Raw genomic sequence first — 17,458 nt, forward strand, 5'->3', positions numbered from 1 at the left:
GCATGCGTTTCGTTGGCAGAGTCACGATCATCCTGATTGTGGCCTTCGGGGCCGCCGTGGCGCACTCGATGGTGTGGCCGATCACCCGCGACATCGAAGATGCCCGGGCTCGTGCTCAGGCGCGGGGCATCATCGAACCCGGACTTCCCGAGCAGGGTTCGGATGCAGCCAGTGATCCCGAGCGATCTGAATCCAACGGCGGCGACGAGTTGCCCGGCGGCGAGCCCGGCACGCCCGACCCTGTGCCAGTGCCGGTCGAGCCCCCAGACACCGCCGGAGACCTTCCGGATTACTACATCTCCGTCGCCCGCGCGTACGAGTTATGGGAAGAGGGCATGCCCTTCGTCGACGCCCGCACCGACGCCGAGCGCGAGGTGGGCACCATCGAGGGGGCCTTCCATCTCGAGACCCGCCACTTCATCAGCGGCATGAGCGCGCAGGTGCTCAACCAACTCGAGCCCGCCTTCCCGGTCATCGTGTTCTGTGGGGGCGGCGAGTGCGATGCTTCCGAGAACGTCGCCCAGCGCCTCATCGGCCGGGGCTACGCCGAGGTCTACATCATGCACGACGGCTTCGGGGCGTGGGAGGCCGCGGGCCACCCGACCGAACCCGTAGGGGGTGGCTAAGTGACCACCGGGCAGCGCATCGACCTGATCGTCACCCTGTTCGTCCGCCTGTTCATCGCGGGCGTGTTCGGCTTTGCCGCGTTCATGAAGCTCCAGAGCAACGACGCGACGCAAGCATTCGCCGAGTCGATCCGCGCGTTCGAGATGCTCAGCGTGATCGACCACGAGCACCTGGTCGTCCTGGCCAGCTTTGCCGTGCCGTGGGCCGAAGCGATCTGTGCGGTGCTCATCCTGTTCGGCCTGTGGACCCGATCGGCGTCGTTCATCCTGCTGAGCGCGGTGGGCGTGTTCATCTGGGCGATTGCGTCGGTCATCATTCAAGACCTCAACGTCAAGTGCGGCTGCTTCGGCGATTTCAACTTCCCCTGCGGCGACGTGGTGGGCACCTGCCACCTCTGGCGTAACGGCGTGCTGGGGGCGGGTTGCCTGTACCTGCTCATCCGCGGCGGCGGGCGGCTGTCCTTCGATCGCCTCTTGGCATCCTCCAAGGGCGAAATCGACGCGGCTCGCGAGCCCGCGTCGACCGCCCCGGCCCGACCGGCCTCGGACCAGACCCCCATCGCGGTGGACCCGGTGCGGCCAACCCCGCTATCATCCCCGCCCACGGGTCAGCCGGCGGCCGACGAGCCGCCCAAGCCCCGCTGGGATTAATTTACGCCCGATTCCCGTCGCGCCCCAATGCGAGATCGTCTCGCCTCGGGCGCCCAGGACCACGACGGAGGCCCGCATGAGCCGTTTTTCCCGCTTTGGCAGTGGACCCAACAAGAAGAGTGTCCTTCGCACCTCCGGCACCGGCGTCGTGTACGTCGACTGGAAGGACGCCGACAACCTGCGCCGCATGATGAGCCCCAACGGCAAGATCTACGGCCGCAAGCGTCTGAGCACCACCGCGAAGGAGCAGGCCATGATCGCCCAGGCGATCAAGCGGGCCCGCTTCATGGGCCTGCTGCCCTACACCTCGGCCACGCTCTGATTCCGATCGAGACGGGGCGATGACCGAAACCCAGCCCCGCTCGCGGGACTACACAGGCCTGCTGGCCGCCTGCCGAAGCCTTACCGGCGATCGCGCGACGCGGATGGCGGGCCTTGTCGATTGCGCCTGGGAAGCGCTGGCGGACGAGGACGTCTCGTGGCTGGGCTTCTACGTGCCAGACCCCGAGAACGCCGAGCAGATGCTGCTGGGCCCCCGGCGAGACAAGCCCGCCTGCTCGCCCATCGGCATGCACGGCGCGTGCGGGCATTCGTTCGTCAAGCACACGACGCTCGTCGTGCGCGACGTCGCGACGCTGGGCGAGGGCTACGTCGCGTGCGATCCGAAGGATCTGGCCGAACTGGTCATCCCGCTGTTCGACTCGCACGGCGAGTGCTGGGGCGTGTTCGACCTGGACAGCTTCAGCCGCGGGGCGTTCACGACGCGAGACGCCGATGCGTTGCACGAGTGCCTGGCGGCGGCGGGATTGACCAATGACAAGCCGCCGGCGGTGAAAGTGTACTGAGGTATTGATTGCGGCTCGGAACCAGAGGGAGTGAGAACATGGCATCGACCGACCTGATCGCGGCATCGTTGCGTGATTCGCATGGCTTTGCGATGGGGCTGTTGAGGGATATGGCCGACGCGCCAACGGTTCGGTCTCACTCCGATGCTGGTCCGCACTGCTATTGGCTTGCGGGGCACCTTGTTGTGTCTGAGGCGGCGGTGCTGGATCAGTATCTCGATGGTAAAGCCCATCGGTACCAGAACTGGATTCAGTCGTTCGGGATCGGATCTGTTCCGGCCCAGCCTGCGCCAATCGGTCCAGCGTATGGCGTTTTGCTCGATGAACTCGACACCGTGTGATCAGAGTTGCTTTCCCGGGTTGGCTCGATGCCCGATATGAATCTGCAGACACACTGCCACGATAACGATTGGCCGGGTCCGAAGTTCGAGTCGGTTGGCCAGTGCCTGAGCGGTCTTGCGATGCACACCATGTATCATGCGGGCCAGGTTGCCTGCATTCGCCAAGCCGCTGGGCGAAAGCCGCTATTCATTTAGCCTTGAGCTAGTTCGATTTTCCGATCGTCAAATCCGCCCCCTTGATCCGCTCGGCCGCCATCTTCTCCCACCCGCTGCCGAGCTCGCCCAATGGGTCTGGCGGCACGATGTCCACCTTCTTCTCGCCCAGCTTGGCCGTGCCGCTGCGGACGGCCGCCTGGAAATCGAGGCACTCCTTGAGCAGCCGATCGAGGATCTCGTCCTCGTTCACGTTGGCGACCTTCTCGCCCTGCACGTAGATGATGCCGCGACGGTCGCCGGCGAAGACGGCCACGTCGGCGCCCTCGGCCTCGCCCGGCCCGTTCACCACGCAGCCCATGACGGCGACCTTCATGGGCACCTGGATATCGCTCTCGAGCTTGGCCCGCACTTCCTGAACAAGCGAAAACAGGTCGACCTGGATGCGACCGCACGTGGGGCAGGCGATGAGTTCCGCGCCAATGCGATCGCGCAATCCCAGCGTGTAGAGCAGTTCCAGCCCGTCCTGCACCTCATAGATCGGGTCGTTGGCGTAGCTGATGCGGATGGTGTCGCCGATGCCGTTCGCGAGCAGGGTGCCCAGCGCCACGACCGACCGGATACAGCCGGTCTCCTTTGGGCCCGCGTGCGTCACGCCCAGGTGCAGCGGGTGGTCGAAGCGCTTGCTGATCTCGGTGTACGCATCGATCACCATCGTCGCGTCCATGCTCTTGGCGCTGATGGCCACGTCGTGGAAGTCCTGCTCGTAGAAGATGTCGAGGTATTCCTCGAGCTTGGCGATCATGATGGCCAGCATGTACCCATGCTTGTGCTCGCCGAAGATGGCGCCCAGTTCCTTCGCGCGGGCCTGCTTGTCACGACGCTCGATGATCGAGCCCTCGTTGACGCCCACGCGAATTGGCAGCTTCGCGTCCTTGCACGCCTTGATGACCTCGATCACCTGCTCGCGATCGTTGATGTTGCCCGGGTTGAGCCTGATCTTGTGAACACCCGCCTCGACGGCCTCGAGCGCCCGCTTGAAGTGGAAGTGGACGTCGGCGACGATGGGCACGCTGGTCTGGGCCAGGATCTCCCTCAGCGCCTCGGTGTCCTTCTTCTCGGGCACTGCCACCCGCACAATGTCTGCCCCGGCCGACTGGAGCTTGTGGATCTCCGCCACGCACCCATCGACGTCGTGCGTGTAGCCGGCGGTCATGGTCTGGACGCTGACCGGGGCCGAGCGGGTGCCGTCGAGGCCACCGCCGATCTGGACGACGCCGGTACTCTGATTGCCAACGAAGATGGGCCGGGTGGGGCGTAGGGGTTGCATCGGGCGATTCTACGTTGGCCGGTCGGGTTGGGGTCGGTGCCCGGCGTGTCTTGGGGCCAACGCCAACAATCGCCTGTGCTCCTCTACATCGGCATCGACGAAGCGGGCTACGGCCCCATGCTGGGCCCGCTGTGCGTGGGCGTGGCCGCGATGCGTCTGGAGCGATGGAAGCCCGACGACGGCGTGCCCGATCTCTGGTCCCACCTCAAGGCCGCGGTCTGCAAATCTCCACGAGATTCGAAGGCCCGCCTCGCCGTCGCCGACAGCAAGAAGCTGTGCAAGCCGATGGCCCATGGCGCGGGCAGGCTGGCCGAGGCCGAGCGGAGCGTGCTGGGGTTCGTGCAGGCGATGACCGGTGCCATGCCCCGCAGCGACCGGGACCTGTTCGAGGCTCTCGCGGTCACGCCCGGCTCGCTCGATTGGTACGCCGGCGAGCCAACGCCATGCCCAGCCCACGCCGACGCGGCCGAAGCGGCCATCGCCGCCAATGCCCTGTGTGTTACGCTCAAGCACGCGGGCGTGGGGGTCGACCTGCTCCGCGTCGCGCGCACCGACGAGGCGCGCTTTAACGCGATGGTCGCCGGTGGCCGCTCGAAGGCCAACACGACCCTGTCCGCCATCGCCGAGCACGCGCCGCACATCATCAAGTTGATCGAGAACGCCATCGACGAAAATGGTCGTGGGGCAAGCGAGGTCCACACCCGCATCGTCATCGACCGCCAGGGCGGCCGGACGCGGTACGAGGCGGCGCTGAGCCATGTCTTTGGCCGGCCCTTGCGCACGCTCGCCGAGGCCGCCGAGGCAAGCACGTACGAGTTCGCCGATCTGCCCAACGCCCGCATCCGCGTGCAGGCCAAGGCCGAGGACGGGCACTTCCCGGTCGCCCTCGCATCGATGCAGGCCAAGCTGGTGCGTGAGCTGAGCATGGAACGGTTCAACGCATTTTGGAGCCAACGCCGGGCAGGCGTCAAGCCCACCGCCGGCTACACCACCGACGCGCGGCGTTGGCTGGCCGATATGGACGGGGCGCTGAGCGACCAGGAACTCCGGTCGCTCATCCGGCTGGCCTGATACCAACTCTCTATCATCGCCCCGTGCCCGACCCCCACGACAAGACGATGCTCGACCGTGCCGCACGCTTGGCAATGCTGGGTATTGGGAACATTGGCGATGGGGCCCTGGTGGGCTGTGTCATAGCGCGTGGGGATCGTGTATTGGGTGTCGGAGCGCACCGCCGGTACGGCGGTCGGCACGCCGAGACACGGGCACTCGACTTCGCTCGCGCCAACGGCCACGATGTGCGGGGCGCAACCGCGTTTGTCACACTCGAACCCTGCGCGCACACGGGCAAGCAGCCGCCATGCACCGACGCGCTCGTCGAAGCCAGCATCGGCGAGGTCGTGTACGCTGCGGCCGATCCCAATAACCTGGCCAGGGGCGGCGCGGCCATTCTCGCCAACGCTGGTGTTCGTGTGCGGCAGAGCGACGCGAGCCCGCTGGCGATCGCGGTGAGCGCGCCGTTCCGCCAGCGCATCGAGCAAGGCCGCCCCTGGGTCATCGCCAAGTGGGCCCAGACCCTCGACGGACGCATTGCCACCCGCGCGGGCGACAGCCAGTGGATCTCCAACGCCACCTCGCGCCGCCGCGTCCACGCCCTGCGCGGCCGTGTCGATGCGATCCTGACCGGCATGGGCACGGTGATGGCCGACGACCCCGCCCTCACCGTGCGCCATGGCAACCCGCGCATGCGCCCAGCCAGAGTGGTTCTCGACGCCGACCTGGACATCCCCCTCGATCGCCAGCTCGTGCAGTCGGCCAGGGAAACGCCCACGATCATCTGCTGCGAATCGAAACTCGCGACCGCCGCTATAAGCGAGACAAAGCGGGCCGAACTCGCCAAGGCGGGTTGCCGCATCCTGGGCTGCCCGGCCGGCTCGGGCGGGCTCAACCTGCGCGAGACGCTCAAGTTGTTGCACAAGGAAGCCGGCATCTGCACCGTGATGGTCGAGGGCGGCGCGGGCCTGCTCGGCTCGATGTTCGAGGCCGACGTAGTCGACACGGCGATCGCCTACATCGCGCCGCTGCTGCTGGGCGACGAATTAGCCCGCTCGGTGGCGGTGGGGCGGGTGGCCGCCGCGCTCTCTGCGGGCGTCACGCTGCGGCTCGGTCGTGTGCGACGCGTTGGCGAAGACGTCGAATTGACCTACTGCCGGGCGGGCGTGGCCGACCAGAACGCGAGCTGAGGCTGGACCTCGAACGCCACGCGATCACCCTCGGCCTCGACATACAACCTCGTCCCGGCATCGGCGTGCGCCGTGCGCACCTGGGCGAGTGCGATGGGCGATGCGCTGAGCATCGGTGCGATGGTGGAGCTGGTCACCGTGCCAATCACCATTTCAGACTCCTCGTCGGCGTAGATCGAGGCTCGCTCGCCGGGCAGCCGCCCTTCCTGAGCTGGGCCCACTCGCAACCCCACCATCATCTGCTTGGGCTTGCCCAGGCTCTGCATCCGCGCCACGACCTCCTGCCCCAGATAGCAGCCCTTGGTGAACGACACGCGGTCGTGCAGCACGCCCGTCTCGCCGGGCAAATTCTCGCTAGTGAAGTCGATCTGGAACAAGGGCCAGCCCGCTTCGATGCGCGCGATGTTGTACGCCATCCAGCCGCACTGGCGCACACCCTCCACGCTTGCCAGCGCGTTATAGACCGATCGCGCAGCCTCGGTCGGCATGGTCAACATCAGCCCCATCTCGCCCGCGCTGTCCTCGCGTTCCACCAGCACGCTCGCGCCGCGCACCATCGCGGTCATCGCCTGGCCCGGTTCGAGGCCCACGTGCTCGTCCGTATCGGCCACCGCCATCAGCGATGGTGCCGCCAGCGGCCCGTGCAGTGCGAGCCGATGCATCGACTCGGTCGCGTCGGTGAGCGTGACATCTTCGGTGAACACGAACTCGGCCAACGCTTCGGCGGTCGTGCTTGCAACCAGCGCGTCGGCGGCCATGATGGTCGCGTTACCCGTATCGCACAGCCGCAGGTCGGCATCGATGCGACCCTTGCGATTCAGCCAGAAGCTCCGCACGCTCCACATGGGTTCCAGGTCCTTCAGTTCTTGCGTGATGAGATTATTCAGGAACGCCAGCCGATCGGCCCCGGCGACCTCGATCGTGCCCCGCTGGGGCAGGTCGACCAGCGCGCACCCCTTGCGGATGGCGGCATACTCAAGCTCGACGTGCTCGTGCACCATCGGCACCAGCAGCCCGCGGGCCGGGTCGCCATAGGGGTGCAGGGCGGTTTCGGTCTCTCGGTAGAGGTCCAGCATGGGACTCTGGGTAGCCATGCCCCATGCTAAGCCCCTTGAGCGATTGGGCCGTAGACTGGGAGCCTACCCATGGCCGGAAACCCCCGGTCGGAACGCATCGAGAAGGAGCGACCCCGTGAAAGACGACCTGAACATCGACCTGCTCAAGCGACTGTGCGAGACCCCCGGCGTGCCGGGCCGCGAGGAGCGCGTCCGCGCCCTGATCGAGGAAGAGGTCGACGGCCTCTTCGACGAGACGCACACCGACGCCATGGGATCGCTCATCTGCACGCGATATCCCAGGGCCAAGGGCTCGTCCTCGAAGAAGTCCACCAAGAAGAAGGCCAGCTCGAGCAAGAAGGCCGACGCCACACGCGTCATGATCCTCAGCCACATGGACGAGATCGGCTTCTACGTCAGCCACATCGACGACAAGGGCTTTATTCGTGTCAACCCAGCCGGCGGCTTCGACACGCGCAACCTCTTCAGCCGCCGCGTGCTGGTTTGCACCAGCGGCGGAGACCTGAAAGCTGTTATGAACCCCGGCGGCCGGCCCGTCCACATCTCGGGCCCCGAAGAGCGCAACAAGGTCCCCGAAGTCAAGGAGTTCTTCGTCGACACCGGCATGCCCGCCGACGAGGTGAAGGAGAAGGTCCGCATCGGCGACTACGTCGTCATGGACGAGCCGCTCATCGAGATCGGCACCAAGGTCGTCAGCAAGGCCCTCGACAATCGCTTCGCCTGCTGGCTGGGCATCGAGAGCATCCGCAAGCTCCACAAGAGCGGCAACGGCCACAAGTGCGAGGTCGTCGTCGCCTTCACAACCCAGGAAGAGGTCGGCCTGCGCGGCGCCAAGACCGCGGCCTACGCCGTCAAGCCCGACATCGGCCTGGGCATCGACGTTTCCCTGGCCTGCGACACCCCGGGCGTGCCCGACGCCGAAGCCGTGAACCAGCACGGCAAGGGCTTCGGGCTGCACATCCAGGACGGCAGCTTCATCGCCAACTACGACCTGGTCGACCAGGTCGAGGCGATCGCCAAGAAGAAGCGCATCGCCTACCAGCGCACCATCCTGGCGCGGGGCGGCCAGGACGGCGCCGCCGCCCAGCAGATGGCGGCCGGTGCCAAGGCCGTCGGCATCGTCTGCGGCACGCGGTACATCCACACCGTCACCGAGATGATCGATCGCCGAGACCTCGCCGCCGCGCGTGACATCGTGGCGGCGACGCTCAGCACGCTCTAGCACGTCCTTCCGAGCCGCGAGCGTAAGCTCGCGGACCTCTTCGTTTCGTACACATCGAAAGAAACGAAACGAGCCCACGTCCGTCGACGTGGGCTCGTTGAGTTCTGTTCCGCGTGTGAGTCCGGCTCAAACCATCGTCGTCATCGCCTCGATGATCCGGAGCGCCTCGCGTGCCGGGAAGGGCTTGCGGAGGAAGGCGTCGAAGCCCTGGCTCTTGAGGCCCTGGGCCTGGCCATCGGTCAGCCGGTTGCTGAGCGCCACGATGCGGGTCATCGCCAGGTGGTCGTTGGATCGCACCATCTGCACGACCTGCATCGCCTCGTTCTCGCCCAGGTGCATGTCGATCAGCAGCACGTGCGGGCGCAATTTCTCGCAGAGCATGCCGGCCTGGAAGCTCGTCGCCGCCGTCGAGACCTCGTAGTCGGTCTGTTCGGCGATGATGCTGCCCAGCCCCTCGACGACGGCCGAGTCGCTGTCGACCAGCAGCACCCGCGTGCCGGTGGTCTTCAGCCCGTCCAGGGGCATCCGATGCTTCTTCATGAACTTGACCAGGGCCGGCAGGGGGATCCGGCGGTCTTTCGACCCCGGAATCCGATAACCCTCGAGCTCCCCGGAATCGAACCATTTGCTCACCGTTCGCGGGGCGACCTTGCAGATCTCCGCTACTTCACCGGTCGTCAGCACGTCCTTTTCGAACGGCATGGGCACACCTCACATCCCTCGCCAGCGCCCCGAGCGCGGCGTCCTGCTGCGGACGCCAATGGAATCGGCTGCGCCGGTAGATCGCTTAACGCGGGAGGCGATGGATACGCCGTAAACTCTGCTGTTTCTGTGGGTTAGGCGGACATTCCCGCGTGGGAAAGCCGCTTTTGGGACGATCCGCCCGAGCTATCGGCTCAGCATAACCCCAGCAAGCGCAATGGACGTCCAGCCGGCCATCGACAGCGAAGCAGAGCCTGAGAGCCACCCAGATCCGATCGCGAACACCCCCCGAGGAGGGCGATCGGGCTGCATCCATCCGGCGGGAGACCCGTACCGTCACCCACCGAGGCCACGTCCGTTTTTCCCGAGCCAGCCATCGGGGCGGCGCTGGTCTATCCTCACGACCCCCGGCAGGGCCCGTTCCGGCCCGATCGGGATCGGCGTGGACCCGCTTCAGGCCTCAAGAAACTGACTCTGGCCTCACCGAACTGAATGAAGTAGAGGAGTGCAGCTCGTGCCCATGTTCTCGCGATCGACCCTGCCAACCTTCGCCGGCTGCCTGGCACTGGCCCTATCCACGCACCTGGCCGCCCCGGCCCTCGCCCAGGAGGGCCCCGATCGCTTGACCGATCGCCAACTCCTCGACGAGTTCATTCACTTTGTCTTTATTGACCGCGACGATGTCGCGGCCGATTACGCCGCCCAGCTTCTCGGGCGTGGCATCGACCCTCGCGAGTTCGTTGATCTCGTCGAGGGTGCCGGTCTGGGCGATCGCTTCGATCGTGCGGTGAGCGAAGCCATCCGCGCCGGCCTGGCCGAGTCGCAGGCCGCCGCGCTCCGCAAGCTGTACAGCGAAGGCCGCCTCCAGCGCGCCCGCGATCCCCAGGAGATCGCCGAGAACATCGCCATGCTGACCGGCCCTTTGCGCGGCCGGCTGATCGCCAAGGAGCGACTGGTGGCCGCCGGCGAGTACGCCGTGCCTCAGCTCCTGCGTGTGATCGATGCGGGTGCCGATCCGGCTCTGGTCCGCGAAGTCCGCGCCGTGCTGGTGCAACTGGGACAGCAGGCGGTGATGCCCCTGAGTGTGGCAATGCGTGACACCGCGCCGCAGACCCAGCGCGCCATCGCCGACTTGCTCGGCCAGATCGGTTATGACACGGCCGCCCCCTTCCTGGCCGAGATCGCGCAGACGACCAGCAACGGCCCCGTCCGCGAGGCGGCCGAGCGTGCGCTCGACAGCGTCATCGACGCCCAGGGCGCCCCCGCGAACGAGCTCTACGTGCAGATCGCCGAGAACTACTCCGCCGAGGACGCCAGCGTCACCAGCTTCCCGGGTGAGGCGAGCCAGCCCATGTGGCGTTACGAGGCGACCGCCGGCGGCTTGCTGTTCAGCTCGATCCCAACGCCGGTGTACCACGAGATGATGGCCATGCGTCTGAGCGAGGATTCGCTCCGCCTGGTGCGCACGCCCAACGCGTCGGCGGCCGCCCTCTGGGTCGCGTCGTACCTGCGTCTGGATATCGAGCGCCCCGAGGACGCCAACCTCGACCTGGGCCTACGTGAGCCGATGTATTATGCTGTTGCTTCGGGCTCGACGATCGCCCAGAACGTCCTGTCCCGGGCTCTGGCGACGAGCAACACCCAGCTCGCGCGCAAGGCCATCGAGGCCATCGGCCGGACCGCCGGCGGCCAAGACCTGTGGGTTGGCGCCGCCGGCACGCCCCAGCCGCTCGTCGCGTCGCTGACCTACCCCAACCGCCGCGTGCAGTACGAGGCCGCCCTGGCCTTCGCCAACGCGCAGCCCCGCTCGCAATTCGACCGCAGCGACTTGGTCGCTCCGATCCTCGCCTCGTCCATCCGTGGTGCGACCGATCGCTACGCGTTGGTCGTCGCCAGCGATCCAGAAGTGGGCCGCGGCCTGCAACGCATGCTCGAGGGCATGGGCTACCGCGTGAGCCCGGCCGGCGAGTCGCTCGGCGCCCTCCAACAGGAGTACGAATCGGCTTCCAGTGTCGATCTCGTTGTTGCCAGCCTACCGCTCGACCAATCGGTGGGCCTGGTCGCCCAGATGCGCGCGACCAACCGCCTGATGGCCGCCCCGCTGCTCATGCTCTCCGATGGTGCCGCCGAGATCGAACTCGATCGTCGGTACGGCTCCGATCGTGCCATCGCCGTTCGGACGGCCGGCATCCGTAGCGAGCAGATGCGTGCGACCATCGAAGACCTGTCCGAGCGTTCGCTCGGTGGCCCGATATCCGAGGAGGAAGCGACGATCTACGCCGCCGAGGCGATCGACGCGCTGCTCGAACTGGCGATCTCCGAGAACGAGGTCATCATCGCGTCGGACGCGACCAGCCAGTTGGTCCAGGCCCTCGAGCAGGACGACGGGCTCATGGAGCTCCGCCTGGCCGAGTTGCTCTCCTGGATCGGCCAGGCGAACGCCCAGCAGGCCATCTTCGATCGCGCCATCCAGGCCCAGGGCGCCCAGCGTGTTGCCCTGCTCGGCCACACGACCAACTCGGCCCGCCGCAACGGGAATCAGCTCCTCGAGCGTCAGATCCAGCGACTGCTGCAGATCGCGCGTGACGGCAACGACGCCGAGGCCATCGCCGCCGCGGGCCTGCTCGGCTCGCTCGGCGTGCCCAGCGAGGACCTGGCCGGCCTGATCCTCGACGACCGCGGCTAAGAACTTCCGAGAACAATCGAGATCCGAACGAGGCCCGGGTGCAAGCCCGGGTTTTTTCGTGCGCGATTTTCGACATCCGCCACGTTCAATAACACCGAAAACCCTTCCAACGCCCCTCGCAGCACCGCCAGCCGTCACAACCCACACCGTTTCGCGCTCGACGATGTTCAAGAGCCGGACTGCAGCGGCAGCGAATCCGATGCTGATAGCGGCCGTGGCGGGCATGGTGTCCGCCGCGGGGTTTGTTTGACAGAAGGTCGCCCGTGCGAGCGTGACGACGCGATGCCGAGAGGTTCGGCGAGAGCTCGGTCGACGGGTACCCATGGAGGGCACGCAATGATGCGCGCACAGGTTCGTAAGGCGTTTACGCTTGTTGAAATTCTGATCGTCGTGGTGATCCTCGGCATTCTGGCCGCGATCGTCATTCCCCAGTTCACCAGTGCCAGTGAAGAGGCCCAGGTGAGCAGCGCGGAGAGCCAGCTCCAGACGGTTCGCAACCAGATCGAGCTGTTCCGCGTTCGCAACAACGGCACGGCCCCCACGATCGCCAATATCTTTACTGGTGATGCCGCCGACCCGCTCACCGAGCCCGCTGGTGGCTGGCTGAGCATCGTGAACGCGGACTACCTGCGTACTCCCCCGCAGAACCCCCGCACCGGCACCGCCACCCTGGCCGCTGGCGTGGCAGCTCCTGCCGCCGCCGTCGCCGCTGGTGACGATGGCTGGATCTACGACGAGGCCACCGGTCGAATCTGGATGAACGGATTCGACGAGGGCGCCGGCGAGTGGATCGAGCCGTAAACCTCCCCGGTTTGCATGATTTTCGTCCGCCCCGGGCTACCGCCCGGGTCGGGCTTTGCGGTGCAAGGGATTCGACGGAGGTATTCGAGCATGGCTCAGGTCAAGGGTCGTATCCGGGCCGCGTTTACGCTGGTCGAGATCCTCATCGTGGTGGTGATCCTCTCGCTTCTCGCGGCGATTGTCGTGCCACAGATGGTGGGGGCCCAGTCCGAGTCACAGGTCAACGCGACGCTGTACGACCTGGGCAAGATCCGCCGCCACGTGGTGGTCTATCGCTCGCGTGAGGACGCCTTCCCAACCATCGAAGAGGGTGATGGCACCTGGGGCGAGATCGTGGGTGATACGAGCAACTACCTCATGCATCCGCCCGTGAACGCGTACGTCGGCGGCGAGAACCGTCGCGTGATCTCCTACAGCGACACGCCCGACGCGGCTTTCCAGACCGATCATGCCTGGATCTACGACGCCAACACGGGCCGCATCTGGGCCGGCGGCTTCGACGACCAGGACTTCCCGCTGCCCAAGCTCCCGTAACCGAAAGGACCACCCATGCGCGCTCGCGCGTACACCTTGCTCGAAGTGCTGGTGGTCGTTGCCATTCTCGGGACGGCCGCCGCGATGGTGGTCCCGTCGATGAGTTCGGCGGGCAACCTACGCATCCAGGCCGCGGTCCGCGAAATGGTGGCCGACATCACCTTCGCCCAGAGCGACGCCGTGGCGTACCAGACCCGCCGTGCGATCGTCTTCTTCGAGAGCGAGGGCCGGTACGTGCTGTGCGAGGTCCGCGGTTCGGTGATCGATCCGGACGTCGATGCGCTCTTCGATATCACCCGCGATGGGGCGCGGTACGACGTGACCTTCGATGAAGACCGGACCGCCGGCGCCGCGATCATCGAGGTCGATTTCGATGGCGATAACATCCTGATCTTCGACGAGCTCGGCGGTCCCGTCGAGACCGCGACGGGCGATCGGCCCAGTTCTGGCGGCGTGATCCGCATCCGCGACGCCATCGGCCAGACCTTCCGCATCACCGTCGAAGCCTACACCGGCCGCGTCCTGGTCGAGCGCGAGTAGCCGGCCGCCGGTCGGAAGGCCGTAGTTCCACTCAATCGCCACCGCGTGCCGACCGACATACTTGTCGGAGGCATCCTGCCATGGCGACAACCACCCAAAGCTCAGACGATCGCACGGCCGCCCCTGCCCGTCACGAGTGGCTCGCGTTTTTCGGACGCTCGGGCTTTGGCATCGCGCTGGCGGTTCTCCTCTTCACCGCGCTCATCTGGCTCCGTCTGCGGCTCGTGACCGACGTGCCGCGTCAGGCCTACGCCGAGCCCAAGCCGCAGGAGCGGCAGGTGGTCACGCCCGATCGTCGCGATCGCGACGCCGTGCCGTCAGGCCGCTAGGCCAACCCACACATCCCTCGCAACCGGCACGCCTTGCCCACCCGGCACAGGTTGGCCGGTTGTTTCGATTTGTGATGATGGGTAGGCGAGTGCGGTTGTCTGTGTGTCGAGGAATAGGTGGGTTGTTGCCGTGGGCGAGCCGCAGGGGCCGTGACCATCAGGCAATGGACTGACTTACCACGGATCGAGGGAACACTCAATGACGGTTCACAGCAACAAGCAGACCGCGTCGACCAAGAACGTGACGCTGACCACAGCTTCGGCCGCGGCGCTTGGCGCCCTGGCCGGCAGCCCCGCCGCACTCGCGCAGGCCGGCGATGCCTTCTCGCTCCAGAAGACGCCCGACCTCATCGTCCCGGAAGCGACCGAGGGCGCCGAGGACACCAAGCTCCCCATGCAGGGCGAGATCTCGGTCGACGAGCACCTGATCGTTGACCTCCACGTTGTCGACGAAGAGCTGGCCGACGTCCTGCAGATGCTCTCGATCCAGAGCCAGCGGAACATCGTCGCCAGCCGCAACGTGGCCGCGACCGTGACCGCCACGCTCTACGGGGTGACCTTCTACGAGGCGCTCGACGCCATCCTCCACGTCAACGGCTTCGGCTACGTCGAGGAGGGCAACTTCATCTACGTCTACACCGCCGAGGAGATCGCCGAGCTGGTCGAGCGCAGCCGCCAGCGCACCACGGCCGTGATCCCCCTTGATTACATCAACTCCAGCGACGCCGCGGAGTTTGCCCAGGCCCTGCTCAGCGAGAACGGGCAGATCAAGGCACCGGGCAAGACGGCGCCGTTCCAGATCCCCGATAACGCGCCCATCGGTGCCGACGACATGGCCGCCGAGGCGTTCATCGTCGTGGTCGACTTCGAGGAGAACGTGGACGCCATCCGCGACCTGCTCGTGCAGATCGACACCAAGCCCAGCCAGGTGCTGGTCGAGGCCACGATCCTCCAGGCCGCACTCACCGAGAACAACGCCTTCGGCGTCGACTTCTCGATTATCGGCAACATGAACTTCGGCGACTTCCTGGGCGGCCCGCTCAACGCCGCCAACAACCTGATCAACGGCCAGGGCGAGGACATTACCGGCTCGCCCACCGCCCTGCCCAGCAGCAACAACGGCACCGCGAACGCCGTCAACACGAGCATCGGCCGCGTCGATGGCCCGGCCTCGCTGAAGGCCGGTGTCGTCGCTGGCGACTTCGCCGCCTTCCTCCGCGTGCTCGACGAGGTGACCGACACCACGATCATCGCACGCCCGAAGGTGCTGACCCTCAACCGCCAGCCCGCCCGCGTGCTGGTGGGCGAGCGTGTGGGCTACCTCAGCAGCACCACGACGCAGACGGGCACGACCCAGACGGTCGAGTTCCTCGATACCGGTACCCAGCTCTACTTCCGGCCGTTCGTCTCGCGTGACGGACTCATCCGCATGGAGCTCAAGCCCCAGGTGTCGGAAGCCGTCATCCGCGACGCGACCGACTCGGGCGGTTCGGCGGTCACCATCCCCGATGAGACCACCAACGAGCTGACCGCCAACGTCATGGTCCGCGACGGGCAGACCATCGTCCTGGGCGGCCTCTTCCGCGAGCGGACCCAGTACACCCGCCGCCAGCTCCCCTGGATCGCCGACCTGCCGTTCATCGGCGCGCCGTTCCGCGGCCGCGAGGACAGCACCGATCGCGCCGAGATCATCTTCATGATCACGCCCACGATCATCAACGACCAGATCATGTCCGAGCACGCCGAGCGCGCCAAGAACCTCATCGACAGCGCCGTGGCCGGCACCCGCGAGGGCCTGCTGCCCTTCAGCCGCGACAAGCAGGCCTCGCGCCTGCTCGTCGAGGCCCAGCAGCACGCCGGCGAGGGCAACACCAAGAAGGCTCTGTACTGCGTCCGCCGCTCGCTCTCGCTCAACCCCAACCAGCCGCAGGCCCGCTCGCTGCTGGAGCGCCTGACCTCCAATACGCGCGATTGGCCGGCTATGAGCGTGCTCCAGAGCACCTTCAACACCGAGATGGACCTCTTCCTCGACGAGCACGGCGACCTCTTCGAGCCGACCCAGGTCGACATGGGCGACGCGGGCGCCTCGCTCATGACCGATGGTGACACCACCATCGCCGCCAGCGATACCCAGGTCGAGTCCGGCAACGTGACAATCCTCAAGTCGATCGACGGCGAGCCGATGGCCGAGTCGACCGGGCCTGTCACCATCGAGACGACCGAACTGGCCGAGGCCAATCCGGCCGACACCACCACCGAGACGGATATCGAAACCGTTGACCCCGCCGCAGCCGAGGCCGAGGCTCTCGCAGCGACCGAGGACACGTTCGACGACACCGAACTGGCCGACGCCCGCGAGTCCGAGACCGAAGGCACTACCAGCGAGACCGCGTTCGAGGATTCGGATTGGATCAGCAGCCTCGCTCAGGCCGAGATCGGTGCCGCCGCCGATGCGACCGAAAAGCCGGTCGAGACGACCATCGAGCCCGAGGTTCCCGCCATCGCCTTCGACAGCGAGGCGCGCACCTTCGACATCAACATCGAGGACGCGCCGCTACCCGGCCTGCTCCGCGACCTGTCGAGCCAGGCCCGCCGCAGCATCATCGTCTCTCCCGAGGTAGCCGGCACCGTGAGCGCTTCGCTCTACGGCCTGTCGCTCGAAGAGACCCTCGACGCCGTCCTTCCCAGCCAGGGCTTGGGCTACGTCGAAGAGGGCAAGGTCATCCGCGTGCTGCCGCTCGAGACCATCGCCGCTCAGGAAGCCGCGGAAGTTGCTGCCCAGCAAGCCGCACTCGCCGCTGCAGAAAAGGCTGCCGCCGATGAAGCCGCTCTCAAGGCCGCCGAGACGACCACCCCGGTGATCGCCTCGACCGATGATCCGGCGAGCCTCACCGATCTCGAAGTGATCGATTCGGGTTCGACCACCAGCGTCGACGCCCCGCTCTCGATCGCGACCGCCGAGACCGAGTCCGGCGAGTCGGTCGAGACCACGATCGAATCGACAACCGAGTTCGAGGTGCCCGAGCCCGTCGGCTTGTCGCCCGACTTCGACGAGTCGAGCCCGATCGAGGCCCAGATCGACGACGCGCTGGGTGAGGCCCTGCTGAATTCCTTGAGCTTCTCTGAGTTCGAGTGGTCGCCCACGCTGTCGCGCGACGGCTACACCGAGCCCGCCAGTTGGGTTGATTCGGATGCCGAGGGTGCATCCGCCGCAACCTCGACGCCCGAGGCTTCCACGGTCGAGACCTCGACTCCGCAGGACGCGCCCTTTAAGGGCCCGATCTTCGGGGGCACGACCTCCGAGAACCCAACCAAGGACTGATAACCCATCACACCCGCCCCGCGCACGCGGGGCGGGTTCAGCGTGGCCCCAAAAGGG

The 17,458-nt window shown here is 66.5% G+C and carries 17 protein-coding genes; 14 read left to right on the forward strand and 3 right to left on the reverse strand.

Translation table 11 applies throughout. The features are described from left to right. Positions 1-2 precede the first annotated feature (2 nt). From NCW75_01045 to NCW75_01065, 5 genes are all read left to right on the forward strand, one after another. Entirely contained in the window at positions 3-626 is a 624-nt protein-coding gene (locus NCW75_01045; protein UYV12889.1) for a rhodanese-like domain-containing protein, read from the forward strand. Further along, positions 627-1,277, forward strand: a complete 651-nt coding sequence (locus NCW75_01050; GenBank protein UYV12890.1) for a DoxX family membrane protein — start codon at positions 627-629, stop codon at positions 1,275-1,277. Between the two features lie 76 nt (positions 1,278-1,353). Further along, positions 1,354-1,599, forward strand: coding sequence for a 30S ribosomal protein S18 (rpsR, locus tag NCW75_01055; protein UYV12891.1), 246 nt, complete (start codon positions 1,354-1,356; stop codon positions 1,597-1,599). Between the two features lie 19 nt (positions 1,600-1,618). Further along, positions 1,619-2,122 (forward strand): GAF domain-containing protein, encoded by a 504-nt coding sequence (locus NCW75_01060; GenBank protein UYV12892.1) that lies wholly within the window; start codon positions 1,619-1,621, stop codon positions 2,120-2,122. 38 nt (positions 2,123-2,160) lie between these two features. Then, positions 2,161-2,463 (forward strand): hypothetical protein, encoded by a 303-nt coding sequence (locus tag NCW75_01065; GenBank protein UYV12893.1) that lies wholly within the window; start codon positions 2,161-2,163, stop codon positions 2,461-2,463. 202 nt (positions 2,464-2,665) lie between these two features. Here the strand turns inward: NCW75_01065 and ispG are convergent, their stop codons facing one another. Beyond that, positions 2,666-3,946, reverse strand: a complete 1,281-nt coding sequence (ispG, locus tag NCW75_01070) for a flavodoxin-dependent (E)-4-hydroxy-3-methylbut-2-enyl-diphosphate synthase (protein UYV12894.1) — start codon at positions 3,944-3,946, stop codon at positions 2,666-2,668. A gap of 75 nt (positions 3,947-4,021) precedes the next feature. Between ispG and NCW75_01075 the strand changes: the two genes are divergently transcribed. Both NCW75_01075 and ribD read left to right on the forward strand, forming a co-directional pair. Continuing rightward, positions 4,022-5,017, forward strand: a complete 996-nt coding sequence (locus tag NCW75_01075) for a hypothetical protein (GenBank protein UYV12895.1) — start codon at positions 4,022-4,024, stop codon at positions 5,015-5,017. Positions 5,018-5,040: 23 nt separating this feature from the next. Further along, positions 5,041-6,189, forward strand: coding sequence for a bifunctional diaminohydroxyphosphoribosylaminopyrimidine deaminase/5-amino-6-(5-phosphoribosylamino)uracil reductase RibD (gene ribD / locus NCW75_01080; GenBank protein UYV12896.1), 1,149 nt, complete (start codon positions 5,041-5,043; stop codon positions 6,187-6,189). On the opposite strand, the gene NCW75_01085 is transcribed toward ribD, so the two are convergent. Next, positions 6,150-7,283: a hypothetical protein gene (locus tag NCW75_01085; protein ID UYV12897.1), complete on the reverse strand. Its 1,134-nt coding sequence runs from the start codon at positions 7,281-7,283 to the stop codon at positions 6,150-6,152. The genes ribD and NCW75_01085 overlap by 40 nt on opposite strands. Before the next feature lie 97 nt (positions 7,284-7,380). Here NCW75_01085 and NCW75_01090 point away from each other — a divergent pair, with 97 nt between their 5' ends. After that, entirely contained in the window at positions 7,381-8,487 is a 1,107-nt protein-coding gene (locus tag NCW75_01090; protein ID UYV12898.1) for a M20/M25/M40 family metallo-hydrolase, read from the forward strand. Positions 8,488-8,613: 126 nt separating this feature from the next. On the opposite strand, the gene NCW75_01095 is transcribed toward NCW75_01090, so the two are convergent. Further along, positions 8,614-9,189, reverse strand: a complete 576-nt coding sequence (locus NCW75_01095) for a response regulator (GenBank protein ID UYV14209.1) — start codon at positions 9,187-9,189, stop codon at positions 8,614-8,616. A 520-nt stretch (positions 9,190-9,709) separates the two neighbouring features. Between NCW75_01095 and NCW75_01100 the strand changes: the two genes are divergently transcribed. The 6 genes from NCW75_01100 to NCW75_01125 all read left to right on the forward strand — a co-directional run bounded on the left by NCW75_01100 (position 9,710) and on the right by NCW75_01125 (position 17,401). Beyond that, positions 9,710-11,875 (forward strand): HEAT repeat domain-containing protein, encoded by a 2,166-nt coding sequence (locus tag NCW75_01100; protein ID UYV14210.1) that lies wholly within the window; start codon positions 9,710-9,712, stop codon positions 11,873-11,875. A gap of 336 nt (positions 11,876-12,211) precedes the next feature. Next, positions 12,212-12,676, forward strand: a complete 465-nt coding sequence (locus NCW75_01105) for a prepilin-type N-terminal cleavage/methylation domain-containing protein (protein ID UYV12899.1) — start codon at positions 12,212-12,214, stop codon at positions 12,674-12,676. 90 nt (positions 12,677-12,766) lie between these two features. Beyond that, complete coding sequence (locus tag NCW75_01110) at positions 12,767-13,210, forward strand: type II secretion system GspH family protein (GenBank protein UYV12900.1); 444 nt, start codon at positions 12,767-12,769, stop codon at positions 13,208-13,210. A gap of 15 nt (positions 13,211-13,225) precedes the next feature. Beyond that, on the forward strand, positions 13,226-13,750 hold the full coding sequence (locus NCW75_01115; GenBank protein ID UYV12901.1) for a prepilin-type N-terminal cleavage/methylation domain-containing protein: 525 nt from the start codon (positions 13,226-13,228) through the stop codon (positions 13,748-13,750). Between the two features lie 80 nt (positions 13,751-13,830). Beyond that, the gene (locus NCW75_01120) at positions 13,831-14,079 is read left to right on the forward strand and encodes a hypothetical protein (protein UYV12902.1); all 249 of its coding nucleotides are present in this window, start codon (positions 13,831-13,833) and stop codon (positions 14,077-14,079) included. A 199-nt stretch (positions 14,080-14,278) separates the two neighbouring features. Then, entirely contained in the window at positions 14,279-17,401 is a 3,123-nt protein-coding gene (locus NCW75_01125) for a hypothetical protein (GenBank protein ID UYV12903.1), read from the forward strand. Positions 17,402-17,458: the final 57 nt, after the last annotated feature.

Source organism: Phycisphaera sp., assembly GCA_025916675.1.
In the GTDB taxonomy this organism is placed as follows: Bacteria; Planctomycetota; Phycisphaerae; order Phycisphaerales; family UBA1924; genus JAHCJI01.